The organism is Citrobacter sp. Cm038 (assembly GCF_030333105.1).
GTDB lineage: Bacteria > Pseudomonadota > Gammaproteobacteria > Enterobacterales > Enterobacteriaceae > Citrobacter > Citrobacter murliniae.
On record NZ_JAOWGO010000022.1, the window covers coordinates 931,308 to 949,480 of the forward strand.

The following is an 18,173-nucleotide window of genomic DNA, read 5'->3' on the forward strand; positions in this document are numbered from 1 at the left end:
GAGGATAGTGCCTTGCTTTCAGTGTAGATGATCTACGTCCTGATATAATTACCCGATATCAACAAGGCACAATGAACGGCTTAATGGTCCAGATAGAGGTAGTGCATCCAACTGGTCATGCGTAGTAAAACTTTACGCATAATGGCTACATGAGAAAAATGATCCGAATAGACCGCAACTTGCGCATATATGCCATCTGGTAATGCATCAATATTCTCATCTGGATTCAGATCGATAAGAGCGAGAACCCCCTCGCTCCCTGGGGTAGCAGTCAAGGATTGAAGCGTCCCCTGGGCCTGATAAGAACCGCCAGGGATCACGGGAAGGACTCCAGCCAGTTTTCCTGTAAAGACCTGGCCGGGCAACGAATTAAAAACGATTTCTGCTTCATCACCAGCTTTCAGGCGCAACAATGAATTCTGACGGAATTGCGCCACAATCTGTCGCTTTTGTTTGGGAATAAATACCATAACCGGGCGCAGCGGCAGCGCTGCCGCAAAAGTACCGGGACGGATCAATACCTGAGTGGCGTAGCCGTCGCTGGGCGCACGGACAACGGTTTGCTCCAAATCGTATTTTGCTTCTGCCAGTTGAGCGCGCAGGCTGGCAACTTGTGATTGTTCGCCGTTGAGGATGCTATCAAGCTGGCTTTTGATTTGTGCTTGTTCGGCAACCGATGATTTTACTGCTGCATCCTGAGCGAGGTAGTTTTGCCGGGCATGATCAATATCACTTTCTGAGAACGGATTCACCTTTGCCTTACTGCCCTGTAAATATCGTTGGTAATCTTTGTATAACCGGTCACGTTGTGCAGTTGCTGTTAACGTATTGGCGATGGCTTCATCCAGTTGTGATTGCAGCGAGTCGGCACTATGGATCGCGGTGACAAGATCGGCCTCAAGTCGCGCAACACGAGCCTGATAACGCGTTGGATCCAGTTCAAAAAGGACTTCACCTTTTTTAATTAGCTGGTTTGACTTATTCGTGATGGTACGAACAATACCTGTCACTTGTGGCGTAACAGGAATGGAGACCACCGCTTTTTGTGCCTTAAAGGTATATGGGTGGTTATAGTTCATTAACAAAATCAGTGCCCCAACCAGAAAGATCCCGCCCAGAGCGGCTGTTGGGATACTCCATTTATTGACCGGTATTTTGAATATTTTAAAGACCAGCCATGCCAGGGCTACGTAAGTCAGAATAATTAATAAATCCACAATTAATTACCTTGAGTGTTATCTGAGTCAGCGTGTTGTTGTTTTTTGAATTGCCGTTCAAGTTCAGCAATACGTAATTGCAAATTTTCATACTGTGGTTGCTGTGCGTTCTGCATTCCCCATCCACGATCGGGGCGATACAACGTGGCCCATATCCATAGGAATGGCCACAGGACATGTAAAGTGAACAGGCTTACCCATCCAGCGACATGTATGGCATCGGCATGCGGGTGATTTCGCTTTTTGGCGATCTCGTAAGGAATATCATGGATGATGATGACACCGTAAAAAATTACCAGGAATACCAGGATTAGCACTCCAAGTGCAAAGTAATTAAGGAACATACTATTCCTCCTCCCTTCGTCGGTTGGGTAAAACTAAGCTCGCCTCTCTGGTTATTGACGTATTACCCCTTCGTGGTGTCTCCAGGGAATAGTACGCTGAGGACAGCGTGCTTGTGCTTTTTAAGGCAATGAACCTGATGCGTCGTTTTTATTTTGTGTTGTTTTAGTGGCTGTTTTAGTGATTTTGGGTTGTTTAAAAATGCCTTGTACATACATTAATGAATGTAGGATACCTTATTCACTTAGTCTCGCTAGCATTAATCGTTTAGATTTATGGAATGATTCCATTAAATGGAACTTAATTTTTATAAATAAATTGCATGGTGAACTTTTTGGTTTTATATTGAAAATGTTTTATAAGGTATCTCAAGTGAGGAGAAAAATTACATTGATGATATTTATGAAACAAGCATGAATGTGTCTAAGAAATAAAATTATATTTTTGAAGTGTCATTTTGACCGCCACCCGTGCGGTCTTTTTTTATGTATTGTTTTGAAATTATTAAAGACACCAGCGTCATACGCTGTAAATAATCAGTGATATATTTACTCTTCATATTATAAAATCTTATGTGTCGCACCTGATTTCCTTAACTCATTGGGCGTTATTTTGTATTTTTTACGAAACGCCCGGCAAAATGACTGCTGAGAACCATATCCGGCATTTAAAGCAATAGTCAGAATAGTGCTCTGGGAGTTGATGAGTTCATGAGCTGCATGATTAAGGTAGGTATCCTTGATGAAACGGCCAAGTGGTATCCCGGTATGAGCTTTAAAAAAAGATTGCAGATAAAATTTTGAAAAGCCAGAAATAGCAGCCAGATCGTCAATCTGTAACTTGTCTTTCCGTCTTTCATTAATAAATATAATCAGTTGGTTAGATACTTCTTTGGTAAATAAATTATTTTTTGAACATTCCATATGTTTTTACCTCTATCATCGAGATGTTTATATACTGGCGAGTGTCTCTGCACGGTATGATGACTACGTTTTGATGTTACTATTCAACATCAGGAATAAAATTGTCTGGTGAAATCCTCCATGGGGATGGGCTTACCGTATAAATATCCTTGCAGAAAAGTAACGTTGTGTGCTTTCAAATAAGCTGCCTGAATTTCATTTTCTACTCCTTCCGCCACCGTTTGCAGGTGTAATCGGCGGGCGAGGTCAATAATATTGTCGATGATATGAACAGAATGCGAATCAATACCTATATTGCTGACAAAGCTTTTGTCGATTTTAAGAATATCGACCTCGAAGTTTTGCAGGTATTTAAGGCTGGAATTGCCGGTGCCGAAATCATCGATAGCGATAAGCACACCCAGTTTGTGCAGTTCTGCCACCAACCTTTCTGTCACACCATCTGTAACAAGTAATTCCCGCTCAGTTAACTCCAGAACCAGCTTAACAGGATTAGCCCTGAATGCCTGGATGAATACCCGGCAGTCTTCCACCAGATTGAAATTTCTTAAGTGACTGGCGCTGATATTGAAAGCGAAATGAAAATCCTTCGGCAGTAAATGTATTAATGGTAAAAACTGTTGACGTACCTGAACCATCAACGCCTGAGTCATCGGCATAATAAGGTTACAGCTTTCTGCCAGAGGAATGAAATTGTCTGGAGGGATGATACCGAGCGTTGGATGTGACCAGCGCATTAGAACCTCGCAACCGACCCAGTGAGTATGCTCTGCGGATACCACTGGCTGGAAGTAAGGAATAAATTCCTGCAATTCCAGAGCCTCATGTAATTCATGTTCTGCAGTTATCTGTCGCCCTGTCCAGCGAAATGCGCTGAAACCAAGAATAGCGGCCAGCAAGGCCCAGGAAACAAGAGAGAATCGTGAGAAGATCCAGAAGTAATGGGCATAATCGGCAGCGGAAATCACCGTAACTATCCGGAATGGATATCTGGTCGAGGCTTGTTCCAGATAACCAGACGTACCGGGGGAGAACGAAGGAATCTCTGGAGTCTGCCATTGCTGTTATCCAACAACCAGGCCCAGGGGTAAATTGATGCTCATAACACTCAGTTCGGAAAGGATCCTCTCGCCATAGAGTCGGACCACAATACTGTTATTACCGACAACCATTCGGTAGATAATCAGTGGCTGTCCTTTCCTGACCAGCATGTCGCTCATCAGGTAGAGCATCCCGTTGGTATAACTATCAAAGTTAATATTTTCTTCATTGCTACCGTACAGAGATGAACAATAGATTTTATTCCCCTGTACCAGGTTTACGCTGCGCACATTCTGCGAGTACGCTACCTGCGTCCTGAGCTTCATCGCGACAGACTCAAGGCAGGGCCGACCAAGATTGTCTTTTACGGCGTAAGCAGCATGCCTGGCACTGTCCAGCGTTCCTTCCACCAGTTGCCGGGCATTTGTCATCCGGATATTAGTGGTTCGTTTGAGATTTGCTGCCGCCTGCCAGAAGGTGCTGATGAGTCCCAACAGGATGCAAAGCAGGCTCACAAGTATGGTGCGAACCATTCGGTACCTGAGTTGACGCTTCTTTAACAGACCAAATGGCATGACATTACCTCTATACCCTACATGAACTGCGCTTTAGCTTTACTGTTACGTCACCAGAAGGTGGTGCCAGATTTTAGTGTCGTTTAAAAGTACATGACGACCCTTGCTATTCAGTGATACTGGCTTAGCTGCGGTTATAAGAACGGTCAGCGAAGAATATTATATTCAATTTCCTGTAGAATATTTTATTTCGGGATTAATACGCTACTATAATTTTTAGGCAGGTAAAGGCATCAGTATTATATGCACTGGTGCATTCTTTTTTATATATAAGTTTGTTTGTAAAATATCCATATTTATCAATAAGATGAATTTTACATGCTAAAAAATATCTCATTATTATAATTGTTTTGAATAACATTAAAGTTTAAATAATATAAATCATTATTGATTTTTGTGGTTTGCGATTATTAATCGGTATTGATAGCCAGGATGCTTCCGGAACGGCTGTTGATAATATTAATATTAATATTGATATTCTAAGGGCCTGTTTTTGCATTTTGTAGGCATTTATTATTCACTTTCGTCTCAATGGCGAGAAAATACTTTTCGTTATTTCATTATTATGGATGTTTCCTCGCTGACTCATACTGGTTACCACTCCATGTAACGTCATGAGCGCTGTCATGATGGGTACACTGCTGGATAATGGTATAGATGAAGGCGCCGGGCCCCCTGAAAGGGATAAACTCTTTTAATAGTTAACAGGCATACAATTACGTTGTGTTTTTATATTTTAAAGTAATAGTAAACTGAGTTACATAACTTTTCCGCCTGGTCTTAAAGCGAGTTCAGAATTCGATCCCAAGAGTATTAGGATATTCTGGTCTAAAATACTTTTTTTGCCTAAGGGTTTTCTTATCATGTAGCCACGGTGTACGCTGAGTGTTAAAATTTATGAGTTTTTGCCCCATTCCGGTAACTAGAGGATGAGGCGCAGGTAGTCAATAAGACGAAAGAATTAAAATGGTTTGCAACCCTATTACGAAATAAGCGGTAGTGCATATAAGATGGTCGACAATCGTTAAGAAATTAAGTTAACTTATTGAAAACGCTTATTTTTACTCTGATGTAAGACATAAGGGCAGATATGTTCAGTATGCGTCGACATACCAACTTCATTAAAAGCTTTAAGTCTGTAACCTGTTTATTTACGGCCTGCGTTCTTTTTCCTGTTCAAACTTCTGCGGCAGCATCTGATTATGACGGTTTGATTATTGAAGCTCGTGAAGGTAATAGTGCGCCGCTCATGCGCTACCTTCAGGAACAGGAAAAGAAATCCTCACTAACGCCAAATCAGGTCGCTGACTGGTTGCAAGTCTCCAGTTGGGCCAATAACAGCGATAAAGAAACGATTGATATTTGGCTGCGATATCGTGGGCAGATGGCTGTGCCTGCGCGTGGGCAAATCGCCGCTGCACGGGCTTTTCGCAATCAGAAAAAATGGAATGATTCGTTAGCCATCTGGGAAAACGTTTTGCAGGAAGATCCTGATAACGTGGATGTACGTACCGGCTGGATAATGACGCTTGCAGATGCTCGCTATAATCAGCAGGCGCTCACCGAAGCGAATAAATGGGCGCAGGCGCACCCGGGAGCTGACTCCGATGCATTGGTGGCCTATGTATACCATTCGCAGGGGAAAAACTGGGATGCATTGTTAGTCGCCAGCCAGGCCAATGATATCGATCCGAGCAACAAAAATGCAAAATCTACGTTGTTATCTGCCCTGTCAGCTAACCGTGTATCCGGGCCTGCGTTAGGGCTAACGGAGGTGGTTCCGACGTCAGATCCTGTTAAACGTCGTCTTGAACTTGATGCGGCAGCAGAAATCGTTCGCTCCTCATATACTTCCGCGCGTAATGAAGAAGAACGTTTTATCGTGGCAGATAAAGCGCTTGCCCGATATGCCCAACTGCTCGCGGCCTGGAAAGATGAACCGTCCGCTCAGGATGATGTTCGCCGGGCAAGGATTGACCGTATGGGCGCTTTGCTGGTGCGCAAGCGTACTGCCGAAGTGATTCAAGAATATGAGTCACTTGAAGCGAGCGGGGAGGTGCCTAACTATGCGAAACGTTGGGTCGCTTCGGCGTGGCTAAGCGAACGTCAGCCGGAAAAAACCGAAGCGATGCTGATGAGCATCTACTATCCGCATGGACCGCTTCCAGTCACTCCTCTCAGTCCTGAAGATCAGCAGGATCTTTTTTATGCGCATATTGATAATGAAAACTTTGCTGCAGCCAAAAAGCAGGTCGACAATTTAATCAAAGAGAGTCCGTATCTGCGACGGATTTATGGTTCACCTACGCCACAGCCTAACGATAACTGGCTGCTTGGTCAGACGTTGCTCACGCAATATCACATTGCTGCCAATGAATTGCCTGAGGCAGAAAAACTCGCGGAACATCTGGCGCGCACGGGATCTGGTAACCAGGGGCTGCGTATAACCTATTCTTCAGTGCTTGAAGCCCGTGGTCTGCCTCGAGCTGCAGAGAAAGAGCTTAAACTGGCCGAAGTTATTGAGCCAAGCAACCTGGAACTGGAACGCCAGCAGGCCTATGTAGCGCTGGATCTTCAGGAATGGCGGCAGGCCGATGAACTTACCGATGACGTCATTGCCCGTAGCCCGGATGATGAAGCAACGCTGCGCCTGGCCCGCATACGCGATGTTCACAAAATGTCAGAGCTGCGGATCAGCGGCACGCAGGGGATTTCCTCCGATAGCCCGGTCAGTGGTAAGAATGACTTCAACATCAATACCGCCATTTACAGCCCGCCGATCAATGATAACTGGCGACTGTTTACCGGATTCAACTTTGCCACTGGTGAATTTGAAGAAGGAAAGGGTATCAACCGTGACCTGGCTGCCGGTGCGGAATGGACCTCACGCGATAATTGGGCGGAAATGGAAGTTTCGGGCCGTAACTATGGCGATGGTCAGAAAATTGGTGGGCGTCTTTCAGCCTGGCATGATTTTAATGATAACTGGCGCGTTGGCGGTTCGGCGGAGCGTCTTTCACGTAATACCCCGCTGCGCGCGCTGCGTAGCGGTGTGTACGCAAACGGCGGGGATATGTTTGTCCGCTGGTATCAAAATGAACGACGAGAGTATCAGTTGTCGTTTGCCGCATCACATTTCTCGGATGGTAACGATCGTATCGAGTACGGGCTGAGCGGAAAAGAGCGCATGTGGACGACGCCGCGCTTCACGCTGGACTTCACACCGGGCATCGGCGGAAGTACCAACACCAAAGAGAATGTGCCGTATTACAACCCTAAGAGTGATTTTTCCGTTGTACCAGGGCTTGCCGCAGAGCAGGTTCTTTACCGCCACTATGACACTGTGTGGACGCAGCAAGGCGTGGCTGGCGTAGGTGGCTATTGGCAGCAAGGTGAAGACGTGGGCGCCATCGTTCAGGTGGGATACGGACAGCGGCTTAAATGGAACAACGTCGTGGATGGCGGGGTGATGTTGGTGTGGGATAAACGCCCCTACGACGGTAAACGTGAGCGGAATATCTCCCTCGCTTTCGATTTGAATGTCAGGTTTTAAGGACTGTACATGTTTAAAAGATGCCTATGGGTTAGCGCATTAATCGCTGGCTGGTTGATGATCACTGCGTGCAGTAGCGCGCACAATACGACCCCGCGCTACGTTCCTCCGGCGGAGCGATCTCCGCTTGCTGCTGATCATCCATGGCCGAAAAATAGCTTCCTGGTGCTGGGCTATCACGATGTAGAGGACGGCGCGGCAGATCAGCGATACCTCTCTGTGCGTACCAGTGCGCTGAGCGATCAGATGGGATGGCTACGTGACAACGGTTATAACCCGATCAGCGTGCAGCAAATTCTGGATGCGCATGACGGGAAAATCGTGCTGCCGGAAAAAGCGGTATTACTCACCTTTGATGATGGTTATAGCAGTTTTTATACCCGCGTGTGGCCGCTGCTGAAAGCCTATAACTGGCCAGCACTGTGGGCACCGGTGGGCAGCTGGGTTGATTCTCCCGCCAATAAAAAAGTTGATTTTGGTGGGCTGATGACGGCGCGAGACAAATTTGCCACCTGGAAAATGGTCGAGGAAATGGGGAAATCGCCGCTGGTTGAAATTGGTGCGCATACATGGGCATCGCATTTCGGTGGTGAAGCGAACCCGCAGGGAAGTAAAGAACCTGCTGTGGCAAACCGTCTGTACGATAAAAAGACCGGCACTTACGAAACGGACGAACAGTACAATCGCCGTATTAACACTGATATCTCTTTAATCACAAACAAAATAAAATCTGTAACCGGGAAATCGCCACGCGCATGGGTCTGGCCTTATGGCGCAGCCAATGGCACGACATTAAGTCTGGCCAAAGAGCACGGTTACAAGATGGCGTTTACGCTCAACGAAGGGCTGGCAAATGCCGCGTTTCTGGATGATATCCCCCGTGTTCTGATATCTGATAACCCATCCCTTAAGCGCTTTGCCAGCCAGGTCGGCCAGGTGCGTGAACCTCAGACGATGCGCGTTATGCATATCGATCTGGATTATGTGTATGACAAAGATCCTGCCCAACAACGTAGAAATATCGACAAGCTGATCCAGCGTGTCTATGACATGCGTATTTCTCATGTTTTCCTGCAGGCGTATGCCGATCCACAAGGTGACGGAAATATTCACGAGCTTTATTTCCCTAACCGCTGGCTGCCGATGCGTGCCGATCTCTTTAACTATATCTCCTGGCAATTACAAACTCGGGCAGGGGTTACCGTTTATGCCTGGATGCCGGTGCTAGCTTTTGGTCTCGACGACGCTATTCCACGCGTGACGGCATGGGATCCGAAAACCGGACGTAGCGCGATTAATCGTGAGCAGTATGTTCGTCTTTCTCCCTGGGATAGCGAAGCGCGTAAGCGTATCACCGAGATTTATGAAGATCTGGCGAAGCATGCCAGTTTCAAAGGGATTCTGTTCCATGATGATGCTTTCCTGACGGATTTTGAAGATGCGTCGCCGGAGGCTTTAGCCGCATACCGTGCCGCAGGCCTTCCGGGCAGTATTGAGCAAATTCGTAACGATCCTCAGGCATTCGAACGTTGGACTCGCCTGAAAAGTAAGATGCTGACCGACTTTACAAAGGAACTGACCCGCGCGGTACGTAATATTCGCGGCCCACAGGTACAAACCGCACGCAATATTTACGCCATGCCGGTGCTGGAACCAGAAAGTGAAGCCTGGTTCGCGCAGAACCTGAATGATTTCCTCAATACCTATGACTGGACAGCACCGATGGCAATGCCATTGATGGAGAATATTCCGGCCAATGATGCCAACGCCTGGCTGGACAGACTGGTGAATGCCGTTGCACAAACGCCCGGAGCGCTGGATAAGACCGTGTTTGAACTGCAAGCACGAGACTGGCGTAAGTCCGGGGAACAGGCCGAAATCAGCGGTAAACAAATAGCCGAGTGGATGCGCCAGCTTAAGTTAAGCGGTGCGGGTAACTATGGTTATTACCCGGATGATTTCATCAGCGACAAACCCGAGATGTCAGAGATTCGCTCGACGTTCTCATCATACTGGTACCCGCAAAAATGACCGATCGCATTATTGCTTTCCTGATTCTTTGCCTGATGTTCAGTCTGCCGTTTGGCGTGGCTGTCGTTTTTACAGGTGAAGTGATGCTGAACTTCGTCTTCTTCTGGCCCTTGTTCATGTCGGCTTTGTGGATAAGCGGTGGGGTTTACTTCTGGTTTTACCGTGAACGCCACTGGAAATGGGGAGAGGAAACACCGCCGCCGACGCTTGAAGGAAATCCGCTGATTTCGATCTTGATCCCTTGTTATAACGAAGGGATCAATGCGCGTGAAACGATCGGTGCAGCGCTGGCGCAGCGTTATACAAATATTGAAGTTATTGCCATTAACGACGGTTCGACAGATGACACGCACGACGTGCTTGAACAACTGGCAACGGAATACCCGAGCCTGCGGGTGATTCATTTAGCCGAGAACCAGGGGAAAGCCCTGGCGCTCAGGACCGGCGCAGCGGCGGCCCGCAGTGATTATCTTGTCTGCATTGATGGTGATGCTTTACTGGATCGCGATGCCGTCGCCTATATTGTCGCCCCGTTGATACAGTTCCCGCGTGTCGGGGCGGTGACCGGAAACCCGCGCATTCGTACCCGTTCCACGTTAATTGGTCGTGTACAGGTCGGTGAATTCTCCTCGATTATCGGCTTGATTAAGCGCACTCAGCGAGTCTATGGGCAGATCTTTACCGTTTCTGGCGTCATTGCGGCATTTCGTCGTCGTGCTCTGGCTGAGGTGGGGTACTGGAGCCCGGACATGATCACTGAAGATATCGATATCAGTTGGAAGCTGCAATTGCGCCACTGGTCAGTATTCTTTGAACCACGAGCACTGTGCTGGATCCTGATGCCTGAAACGTTAAGAGGATTGTGGAAACAGCGTCTGCGCTGGGCTCAAGGTGGTGCGGAAGTATTTATTGTTAACATGCGTCGCCTGTGGTCTTGGGAATTTCGCCGCATGTGGCCGCTGTTCCTTGAGTTCTGTTTTTCTACCGCCTGGTCATTTGCCTATGCGGTCAGCATTGTGCTGTTCCTTTGCGGGTTATTTTTCCCAATGCCAGACTCGCTATACGTGCAAAACCTGTTCCCGCCAGCATTTACCGGGCTAATACTCGGCGTGGTTTGCTTGCTGCAGTTTGCGGTGAGTCTGATGATTGAACGGCGCTATGAAAAAGGTATCGGCGCTTCGTTGTTCTGGATCATCTGGTTCCCGGTGGTGTACTGGATGCTGAGTCTGTTCACCACGCTGGTCGCTTTCCCCAAAGTGATGCTTAAACGCAAACGCGGCAGAGCGCGTTGGGTAAGCCCTGACCGTGGAATTGGGAGGATAGAATCATGAGCCAGCCACTCATCTTTACCGAACAGCGACTTCTGCCACGTGTAATAGACGTTCTGCTAACGTTTTTTGCCTGGGTTGGATTTCTGTACCTGATCTATAAAGGGCTGATTACGGCACTGGCTCATTCACCCTTTATGGGCGTGAGGCCGTTTTTCACAACTCTGGATACGGTCACTTTTTACATCCTGATCGCATTGATAAACGGTCTGGTGCTCATTGGCTGGGCGAAGTACAACCAGTATCGCTTCCGTGTGGAACGACGCAGTCGCAGGCCTGGGCTTGAAGATCATGAGCTGGCAGAAAGTTTGCGAATTACCCGAGAACTGGTTACCGAGCTGAATAAGGCGAGGGTGCTTACGGTTCATCACCATGAGAATGGTGAAATCGACTATGTGGAAGTGGACAGGCATATTGCCGATAACCGCTTGCCGCCGCCAACACCTGCAATGCTTGAGATGCTACCGTCAGCCAGGGAACGGTTGCACGAAGAAATGAATCGGTGACAGAGAACCTTTGACCCTTGGACTGGATTACGTTCACGGGTTGTATCGTTCCACAGAAGTGAAGAACATGAGGTGAACGTAATCGTGTGCCGGAGCTAATCTGCGACAATTTCAGCCGCCAGCAGCAGCCTTCAGACTCGCCTGGGTCTATGATTACTCCCAGGACAATAAAAATAACTGAGGTAATGTCGTGGATAAAGAGTTACTGGAAGCAGGTTACCGGGCCTATACCGGCGAGAAGGTTGATGTCTATTTCAATACGGCGATATGCCAGCATTCGGGTAATTGTGTGCGGGGAAGCGCGAAGCTTTTTAACCTGAAACGTAAACCGTGGATCATCCCGGATGAAGTTGATGTCGCGACGGTCATTAAGGTTATCGATACCTGTCCGAGCGGTGCGCTTAAATATCGCCAGAAATGAGTGAGAAGACCATGGATATTCTTGAAGGGCACAACAAGTTTTATGTTAACGATGCTGAGGGCAATCAGGTTGCTGAGATTGTCTTCGTGCCGACGGGTGAACATCTGAGCATCATTGAACATACTGATGTTGACCCCAGCCTGAAAGGTCAGGGAGTCGGCAAGCTGCTGGTGGAGAAAGTGGTGGAAAAAATGCGCCGCGAAAACCGTAAAGTGATCCCGCTCTGTCCGTTTGCCAAACATGAGTTTGATAAAACTCGCGAGTACGACGACATTCGTGCCTGAGTTTTACTTTTCACCGGATGACGCAACGCGCATCCGGTGCGTCCACAATAGTTCCCCTCATCGGGCATATTACTCCCGATGCAGCAGATCCTGATAAATCCCCGTCAGTACCCCTTGTGGGCCAAACTCCTTTTTAATCCACTGTGTCACCCGCCCGGTTGCCGAGTGCTGGGTCGCCAGTAGCATGCGCGAATCCTGGCGTGGGTTATGGATCTGTCGCGTCACCAGCAGCGATTTTTCCATTGCTTCGCGCACCATATAGTCGGGTAGAAAACCGATGCCTTCGCCGAGGATCTGACACTGGCACTTGGTATTAAAATCGGGCACCAGGATTGATTCCTGCCCGTGCAGCAGCCAGCCGACCTTCTTGTTAATAGTGTGCGCGGTATCTTCTACCATGATGTTCGGATACAAACGCAGCTGACTCTCTGAAATCGGCTCAGGCATAAAGGCCAGCGGGTGATCAGGTGCGATGGCGAACGACCAGCGGATCGCGCCAATCTCGGTGTAATCGATCCCGCCACCGTCCAGTAGCGTGTCTGGCGCGCCAATGGCGATATTGGCCTGGTTATTGATGATGGAATCCCAGACGCCGTTATAGACCTCCGTGGTCACGGTTATCTGGCAGGTTGGAAACTGTTTCTTAAGTACCTGTAACAGTCGCGCGGTATGCTTCGGGGTATACAGCAGTTGATTAATACAAATGCGCACCCGAGCCTCAATGCCCTGGGAGATCGTATCAATGCTGCGCTTGATGGCGTGAAAGTCGTTGAGCAGGTCTGTCGCTTTACGAAAGAAATAGCGCCCGGACTCGGTCAGCTCAATGCTGCGGGTACTGCGGGTAAACAGCACCACATCCAGCCCCATTTCCATGCGCTTGATGGTATAACTGATGGCGGAGGTGGTTAAACCCAGCTCCTCGGCGGCCTTGCTGAAGCTGCTGTAGCGGGCAGCCATCGTAAACGCCAGCAGGTTTTCCTCGGTAAATATTGAATTCATTCCTTCTCCCCTGAGTCCACAACCCGCGATACGATGATTGTTGAATGTATTTGTAATCCTTATGGAGAGCAATCAGTTTTGAACAGAATTTAACACTAGGGTTACATTTGATTTGAAGGCAATCACACTTCTGTGTTTTAGTTGCAGGCCGCTATCCGTGCAGCATACCGCTTTATTTCCCCTATGACTGATTAATGGCTGAAAGACCGTTAGTCATAAGAGAAAGATTGCACTACAGCACATTTTGTTCTCATTATTAAATTTGTTTCAACAATCGACTCACTTACGATGAATGAAATTTAAGCGGATGTTATTCTCCGTACTCTGTTGCTATTCTCAGGTTATCGGATATTTAAAAAGTCTAAAAAACTGCAGGAGAGCGATTATGTCAGAGAAAGAACTCATTACTGAATTTCTGCTGGCGGCAGAACAGGGCAATGCCGAAGGATTAAAATCCTGTCTGGCAAATAATGTGGATATTAATGCTACTAACCGCCAGGGCCGTACCGCCATAATTATTGCCAGCCTGAATAAGCATTATGACTGCGTTTCTTTATTGATTGACGCCGGTGCCGATATTAATAAACAAGATCAAACTTGTTTTAACCCCTTCCTGATTAGCTGCCTGACTAATGATTTAACGCTGCTGCGTACGGTATTACCTGCCAATCCCGATCTCGAACGACTGAGCCGTTTTGGCGGCGTTGGTATTACGCCAGCCAGCGAAAAAGGTCACGTTGAGATCGTACGTGAATTACTGCAGCGTACCGATATCAATGTAAACCATACCAACTTTGTCGGCTGGACGCCGTTGCTGGAAGCCATCGTACTTAATGATGGCGGCGCGAAGCAGCAGGAAATCGTCAAGCTGCTGCTCGACAATGGCGCTAACCCGCACATGACGGATAAATACGGTAAAACCCCGCTGGAACTGGCGCGGGAGAAAGGGTTCCATGAAATCGCCGAGCTGCTGATTGCCGCCGGAGCCTGACAGAGGAGCGCCACTATCGCCACGCCATCACGGCGATGCGTGCGGGCGCTAACTGCAGACGGCGCGTTTCTTGCGTATCGGGGAACGGGGCGAGTTGAACAGGTTTTTTCCCGCGCGGTGAACCTGTTCATACCGGAACAGCAGCGATTGTTTACGTTATTGAGTGAGTGCTGCGATAACGCGCCTAACAGCTGTCGGCTGGCGCTGACGCATTGCGAAGATCTGTTTCAACCCGGTGAGCCGGTGAGTTTTACGCAGTCAGGGATCGCTGTTGGTTATGATAAATGGATAGAGACCTCTGGTTGCCTGATGTGGCAAATGCCTCGTGGGTCGCCAGATGCAGAGCGCTTCACCACAATATCCTGGCGCCACTGGGCAGAGGTTATCCGCCAACAGCTTAATCGCGACGACACATTATTTCTGTACCAGGGGGATAATCCGTTTTACCAGGAAATTACTCGTGAATTACAACTGCGCCGCCAAAGTTTAATAACGGCGCTGAGTACGGGAGAAAATATCTGTGTTGCGGTCAGCGATTTAATTGGTCTTGGAATAGGGCTGACGCCATCGTCTGATGATTATTTAGTAGGCCTGAGTACAATTTTATTTATTAGTGGGCATCCGCTGAATAAGTATCGACAAGATTTTTTAACGGCATTACAGATTGCCGGAAATAACACAACCTTACTCAGCAAAATAACGCTGGAAGAGGCGTTTCATCAACGTTATCGGGAAAGTGTCACGCGGTTGGTGACCCATATTATTACTGAGCAACCACACGTTGCTACGAAATTTATTACTGACATTAAAAATATCGGCTCAAGTTCTGGCTGCGACATGCTGTACGGCATGGCGGATGCCTGCGCCCTGAGCCAACGGTCCGGAGGGAATTATGTCGATCAGGATAGTTGTTAAAAAGAACACGTATTTTGATTCTGTCTCACTGATGTCTATCTCTACGCGCGCTAATAAGCTTGATGGTGTGGAGCAGGCGTTCGTGGCGATGGCAACGGAAATGAACAAGGGCGTGCTGAAGAATCTCGGTCTGCTTACGCCTGAGTTGGAAGAGGCAAAGAGTGGCGATCTAATGATTGTCATTAAAGGTGCGAGTGAGGCCGCGAACGAGCAAACGTTGGTGGCGATAGAGGAACTGTTCACGCATAAGGAACAAGGTGGGCAGCACGAAGCACGTTATGCCACGCTCGCCAGTGCTAAAAAACATGTCCCCGACAGCAACCTCGCGGTGATATCGGTAAATGGTCTGTTCGCGGCCCGCGAGGCGCGTCAGGCGCTGCAAAACAACCTCAACGTAATGTTGTTTTCTGACAACGTTTCCCTTGATGACGAACTGGCTCTTAAACAGCTGGCGCATGAAAAAGGGTTGTTGATGATGGGGCCTGATTGCGGTACCGCCATTATTAACGGCGCGGCGCTCTGTTTTGGGAACGCGGTGCGTCGCGGCAATATCGGCATTATTGGGGCATCAGGCACCGGTAGTCAGGAGCTCAGTGTGCGCATTCACGAATTTGGCGGTGGCATTTCCCAGTTGATCGGCACCGGTGGACGCGATCTGAGCGAGAAGATTGGCGGCCTGATGATGCTCGATGCGATAGGTATGCTGGAGGCCGATCCACAAACTGAGATCATTGCGCTGATCTCTAAACCGCCAGCACCTGCGGTAGCCCGTAAGGTGCTGGAACGTGCGCGCGCCTGCTTTAAACCGGTGGTGGTCTGTTTCCTCGGACGTGAAGCTGCGCCTGCGGACGAAGAGGGTCTGCAGTTCGCTCGCGGCACTAAAGAAGCGGCATTGAAAGCAGTGCTGCTGAGTGGCGTGAAAAAAGAGAGTCTTGATCTGCATCCGCTCAACTGGCCGCTGATTGAAGAAGTTCGCGCCCGTCTGACGCCGCAGCAAAAGTATATTCGCGGACTGTTCTGTGGCGGCACGCTGTGTGATGAAGCGATGTTTGCCGCCATGGAAAAATATGCCGAGGTGTACAGCAACATTCATCCGGACCCGGCGTTCCGCTTGCAGGATCTCAACCGTAGTGTGGCGCATACCTTCCTTGATTTTGGTGATGATGATTTCACCAACGGCAAGCCCCATCCAATGATCGATCCGACCAACCGCATCAGTCGTTTGTTGCAGGAAGCGAGAGATCCTGAAGTCGGCGTGATCGTGATGGATTTCGTCCTTGGATTTGGATCGCATGAAGATCCGGTTGGCGTGATGATCGACGCGATCAATGAAGCGAAAGCCATCGCTGCCGCTGACGGTCGTCCTCTGGAAATTCTCGGCTATGTTCTGGGGACCGACCTGGATACGCCATCGCTGGAAAAACAGTGCCAGATGCTGACTGATGCCGGCGTTATCTGGGCGAGCAGTAGCACCAACACCGGATTGCTGGCGCGTGAATTTATCTGTAAAGGGGAGGAAGCCTGATGAGCCAGACACTGTTTAACCAGCCGCTGAATGTGATTAACGTCGGTATCGCGATGTTCAGCGATGACCTGAAAAAGCAGAACGTGCCCGTTACTCAACTCGACTGGACACCGCCAGGCCAGGGCAATATGCAGGTGGTTGCGGCACTGGATCAGATTGCTGATTCACCGCTGGCAGACAAGATTGCCGCCGCTAACCAGCAGGCGCTGGAACGTATTATTAAGTCGCATCCGGTGCTGATTGGCTATGACCAGGCCATCAATGTGGTACCTGGAATGACCCGTAACACGATTCTGCATGCCGGGCCGCCGATCCGCTGGGAAAAAATGTGCGGTGCGATGAAAGGTGCAGTCACCGGCGCGCTGGTATTTGAAGGGTTGGCGAAAGATCTGGATGAAGCCGCCGAGCTTGCCGCTTCGGGCGAAATTAACTTCTCGCCGTGCCACGAACATGACTGCGTGGGATCGATGGCGGGCGTAACGTCCGCGTCGATGTTCATGCACATCGTGGAGAACAAAACTTACGGCAACCGCGCATATACCAATATGAGCGAGCAGATGGCAAAGATCCTGCGCATGGGAGCGAACGATCAAAGCGTTATCGATCGCCTTAACTGGATGCGTGATGTGATGGGACCGATGCTGCGTGATGCGATGAAACTGGCGGGTGAAATCGATTTACGCCTGATGTTGGCACAGGCGCTGCACATGGGCGATGAGTGCCATAACCGCAACAACGCCGGTACGGCACTGTTAATTCAGGCGCTGACTCCGTGGATTATCCAGACCGGCTATCCGGTTGAGCAACAACGTGAAGTGTTCGAGTTTGTGCTCAGCAGCGACTATTTCTCCGGTCCAACGTGGATGGCGATGTGTAAAGCCGCCATGGATGCTGCGCACGGCATTGAATACAGCACGGTGGTGACGACGATGGCGCGTAATGGCGTTGAGTTCGGCCTGCGTATCAGCGGCTTACCGGGCCAGTGGTTTACCGGTCCGGCACAGCAGGTGATTGGCCCGATGTTCGCGGGCTATAAGCCGGAAGACTCCGGGCGTGATATCGGCGACAGCGCCATTACCGAAACCTACGGTATTGGCGGCTTCGCGATGGCCACCGCACCAGCCATCGTGGCGCTGGTGGGTGGTACGGTTGAAGAAGCCGTCGACTTCTCCCGCCAGATGCGTGAAATCACCCTCGGTGAAAACCCAAACGTCACCATTCCGCTGCTCGGTTTTATGGGCGTGCCAACCGCGATCGACATTACGCGTGTGGGCAGCACCGGTATTCTGCCGGTGATCAACACCGCCATTGCGCACAAAGATGCGGGGATCGGCATGATCGGCGCCGGAATAGTACACCCGCCGTTCGCCTGCTTTGAAAAGGCGATCCTCAACTGGCGTGACCACTACTGCTAATAACAACCACAGGGGCTAACACCGTTAGCCCCACGGTAGCGAAGAGAAAAACGTTGCTTACCTGCAGGGCTGGGCGATCTCCGTGATCGCAAACGATGCTTAACCTG

General features: G+C 49.2%; 16 protein-coding genes. 10 read left to right on the forward strand and 6 right to left on the reverse strand.

Translation table 11 applies throughout. The features are described from left to right. Positions 1–80: 80 nt before the first annotated feature. The 5 genes from OGY01_RS15710 to OGY01_RS15730 form a co-directional block, all read right to left on the reverse strand. Positions 81–1,217, reverse strand: a complete 1,137-nt coding sequence (locus tag OGY01_RS15710) for an HlyD family secretion protein (protein WP_045447118.1) — start codon at positions 1,215–1,217, stop codon at positions 81–83. A 2-nt stretch (positions 1,218–1,219) separates the two neighbouring features. Further along, the gene (locus OGY01_RS15715) at positions 1,220–1,561 is read right to left on the reverse strand and encodes a DUF3302 domain-containing protein (protein WP_045447114.1); all 342 of its coding nucleotides are present in this window, start codon (positions 1,559–1,561) and stop codon (positions 1,220–1,222) included. 558 nt (positions 1,562–2,119) lie between these two features. Next, positions 2,120–2,482 (reverse strand): helix-turn-helix transcriptional regulator, encoded by a 363-nt coding sequence (locus OGY01_RS15720; RefSeq protein ID WP_045447111.1) that lies wholly within the window; start codon positions 2,480–2,482, stop codon positions 2,120–2,122. An 89-nt stretch (positions 2,483–2,571) separates the two neighbouring features. Beyond that, positions 2,572–3,450, reverse strand: coding sequence for an EAL domain-containing protein (locus tag OGY01_RS15725; protein WP_286493327.1), 879 nt, complete (start codon positions 3,448–3,450; stop codon positions 2,572–2,574). 96 nt (positions 3,451–3,546) lie between these two features. Further along, positions 3,547–4,056: a CSS-motif domain-containing protein gene (locus OGY01_RS15730; RefSeq protein WP_286493329.1), complete on the reverse strand. Its 510-nt coding sequence runs from the start codon at positions 4,054–4,056 to the stop codon at positions 3,547–3,549. Between the two features lie 1,132 nt (positions 4,057–5,188). Between OGY01_RS15730 and pgaA the strand changes: the two genes are divergently transcribed. From pgaA to OGY01_RS15760, 6 genes are all read left to right on the forward strand, one after another. Next, positions 5,189–7,651 carry a poly-beta-1,6 N-acetyl-D-glucosamine export porin PgaA gene (gene pgaA, locus OGY01_RS15735; protein ID WP_048220618.1) on the forward strand — a complete coding sequence of 821 codons (2,463 nt, stop codon included), beginning with the start codon at positions 5,189–5,191 and terminating at the stop codon, positions 7,649–7,651. 9 nt (positions 7,652–7,660) lie between these two features. After that, positions 7,661–9,682: a poly-beta-1,6-N-acetyl-D-glucosamine N-deacetylase PgaB gene (gene pgaB / locus OGY01_RS15740; protein ID WP_200009933.1), complete on the forward strand. Its 2,022-nt coding sequence runs from the start codon at positions 7,661–7,663 to the stop codon at positions 9,680–9,682. Beyond that, positions 9,679–11,013, forward strand: a complete 1,335-nt coding sequence (gene pgaC / locus OGY01_RS15745; protein ID WP_045447099.1) for a poly-beta-1,6-N-acetyl-D-glucosamine synthase — start codon at positions 9,679–9,681, stop codon at positions 11,011–11,013. The genes pgaB and pgaC overlap by 4 nt, the downstream gene beginning before the upstream one ends. Beyond that, on the forward strand, positions 11,010–11,516 hold the full coding sequence (gene pgaD, locus OGY01_RS15750) for a poly-beta-1,6-N-acetyl-D-glucosamine biosynthesis protein PgaD (protein ID WP_045447097.1): 507 nt from the start codon (positions 11,010–11,012) through the stop codon (positions 11,514–11,516). Before pgaC ends, pgaD begins: the two co-directional genes overlap by 4 nt. Before the next feature lie 190 nt (positions 11,517–11,706). Further along, positions 11,707–11,937, forward strand: coding sequence for a 4Fe-4S mono-cluster protein YjdI (gene yjdI / locus OGY01_RS15755; RefSeq protein WP_048220619.1), 231 nt, complete (start codon positions 11,707–11,709; stop codon positions 11,935–11,937). An 11-nt stretch (positions 11,938–11,948) separates the two neighbouring features. Continuing rightward, positions 11,949–12,221: a GNAT family N-acetyltransferase gene (locus OGY01_RS15760; protein WP_045447092.1), complete on the forward strand. Its 273-nt coding sequence runs from the start codon at positions 11,949–11,951 to the stop codon at positions 12,219–12,221. 69 nt (positions 12,222–12,290) lie between these two features. On the opposite strand, the gene OGY01_RS15765 is transcribed toward OGY01_RS15760, so the two are convergent. Further along, the gene (locus OGY01_RS15765) at positions 12,291–13,220 is read right to left on the reverse strand and encodes a LysR substrate-binding domain-containing protein (RefSeq protein ID WP_045447089.1); all 930 of its coding nucleotides are present in this window, start codon (positions 13,218–13,220) and stop codon (positions 12,291–12,293) included. Positions 13,221–13,605: 385 nt separating this feature from the next. Here OGY01_RS15765 and OGY01_RS15770 point away from each other — a divergent pair, with 385 nt between their 5' ends. Genes OGY01_RS15770 through OGY01_RS15785 form a run of 4 tightly spaced genes read left to right on the forward strand, consistent with a single transcriptional unit; the run spans position 13,606 to position 18,066 of the window. Continuing rightward, the gene (locus tag OGY01_RS15770; protein WP_045447086.1) at positions 13,606–14,211 is read left to right on the forward strand and encodes an ankyrin repeat domain-containing protein; all 606 of its coding nucleotides are present in this window, start codon (positions 13,606–13,608) and stop codon (positions 14,209–14,211) included. Between the two features lie 39 nt (positions 14,212–14,250). After that, positions 14,251–15,126 carry an oxamate carbamoyltransferase subunit AllH family protein gene (locus tag OGY01_RS15775; protein ID WP_048220621.1) on the forward strand — a complete coding sequence of 292 codons (876 nt, stop codon included), beginning with the start codon at positions 14,251–14,253 and terminating at the stop codon, positions 15,124–15,126. Further along, positions 15,104–16,651, forward strand: a complete 1,548-nt coding sequence (gene fdrA / locus OGY01_RS15780; RefSeq protein WP_286493331.1) for an acyl-CoA synthetase FdrA — start codon at positions 15,104–15,106, stop codon at positions 16,649–16,651. Before OGY01_RS15775 ends, fdrA begins: the two co-directional genes overlap by 23 nt. Next, the gene (locus OGY01_RS15785) at positions 16,651–18,066 is read left to right on the forward strand and encodes a YlbE family protein (protein WP_286493333.1); all 1,416 of its coding nucleotides are present in this window, start codon (positions 16,651–16,653) and stop codon (positions 18,064–18,066) included. Before fdrA ends, OGY01_RS15785 begins: the two co-directional genes overlap by 1 nt. Positions 18,067–18,173: the final 107 nt, after the last annotated feature.

Bases quoted from the DNA above. Each gene is read 5' to 3' on its own strand.
- OGY01_RS15715 (WP_045447114.1), bottom strand. From the start codon at position 1,561: ATGTTCCTTAATTACTTTGCACTTGGAGTGCTAATCCTGGTATTCCTG.
- OGY01_RS15720 (WP_045447111.1), bottom strand. From the start codon at position 2,482: ATGGAATGTTCAAAAAATAATTTATTTACCAAAGAAGTATCTAACCAA.
- OGY01_RS15730 (WP_286493329.1), bottom strand. From the start codon at position 4,056: ATGGTTCGCACCATACTTGTGAGCCTGCTTTGCATCCTGTTGGGACTC.
- pgaA (WP_048220618.1), top strand. From the start codon at position 5,189: ATGTTCAGTATGCGTCGACATACCAACTTCATTAAAAGCTTTAAGTCT.
- pgaB (WP_200009933.1), top strand. From the start codon at position 7,661: ATGTTTAAAAGATGCCTATGGGTTAGCGCATTAATCGCTGGCTGGTTG.
- pgaC (WP_045447099.1), top strand. From the start codon at position 9,679: ATGACCGATCGCATTATTGCTTTCCTGATTCTTTGCCTGATGTTCAGT.
- pgaD (WP_045447097.1), top strand. From the start codon at position 11,010: ATGAGCCAGCCACTCATCTTTACCGAACAGCGACTTCTGCCACGTGTA.
- OGY01_RS15760 (WP_045447092.1), top strand. From the start codon at position 11,949: ATGGATATTCTTGAAGGGCACAACAAGTTTTATGTTAACGATGCTGAG.
- OGY01_RS15765 (WP_045447089.1), bottom strand. From the start codon at position 13,220: ATGAATTCAATATTTACCGAGGAAAACCTGCTGGCGTTTACGATGGCT.
- OGY01_RS15770 (WP_045447086.1), top strand. From the start codon at position 13,606: ATGTCAGAGAAAGAACTCATTACTGAATTTCTGCTGGCGGCAGAACAG.
- fdrA (WP_286493331.1), top strand. From the start codon at position 15,104: ATGTCGATCAGGATAGTTGTTAAAAAGAACACGTATTTTGATTCTGTC.
- OGY01_RS15785 (WP_286493333.1), top strand. From the start codon at position 16,651: ATGAGCCAGACACTGTTTAACCAGCCGCTGAATGTGATTAACGTCGGT.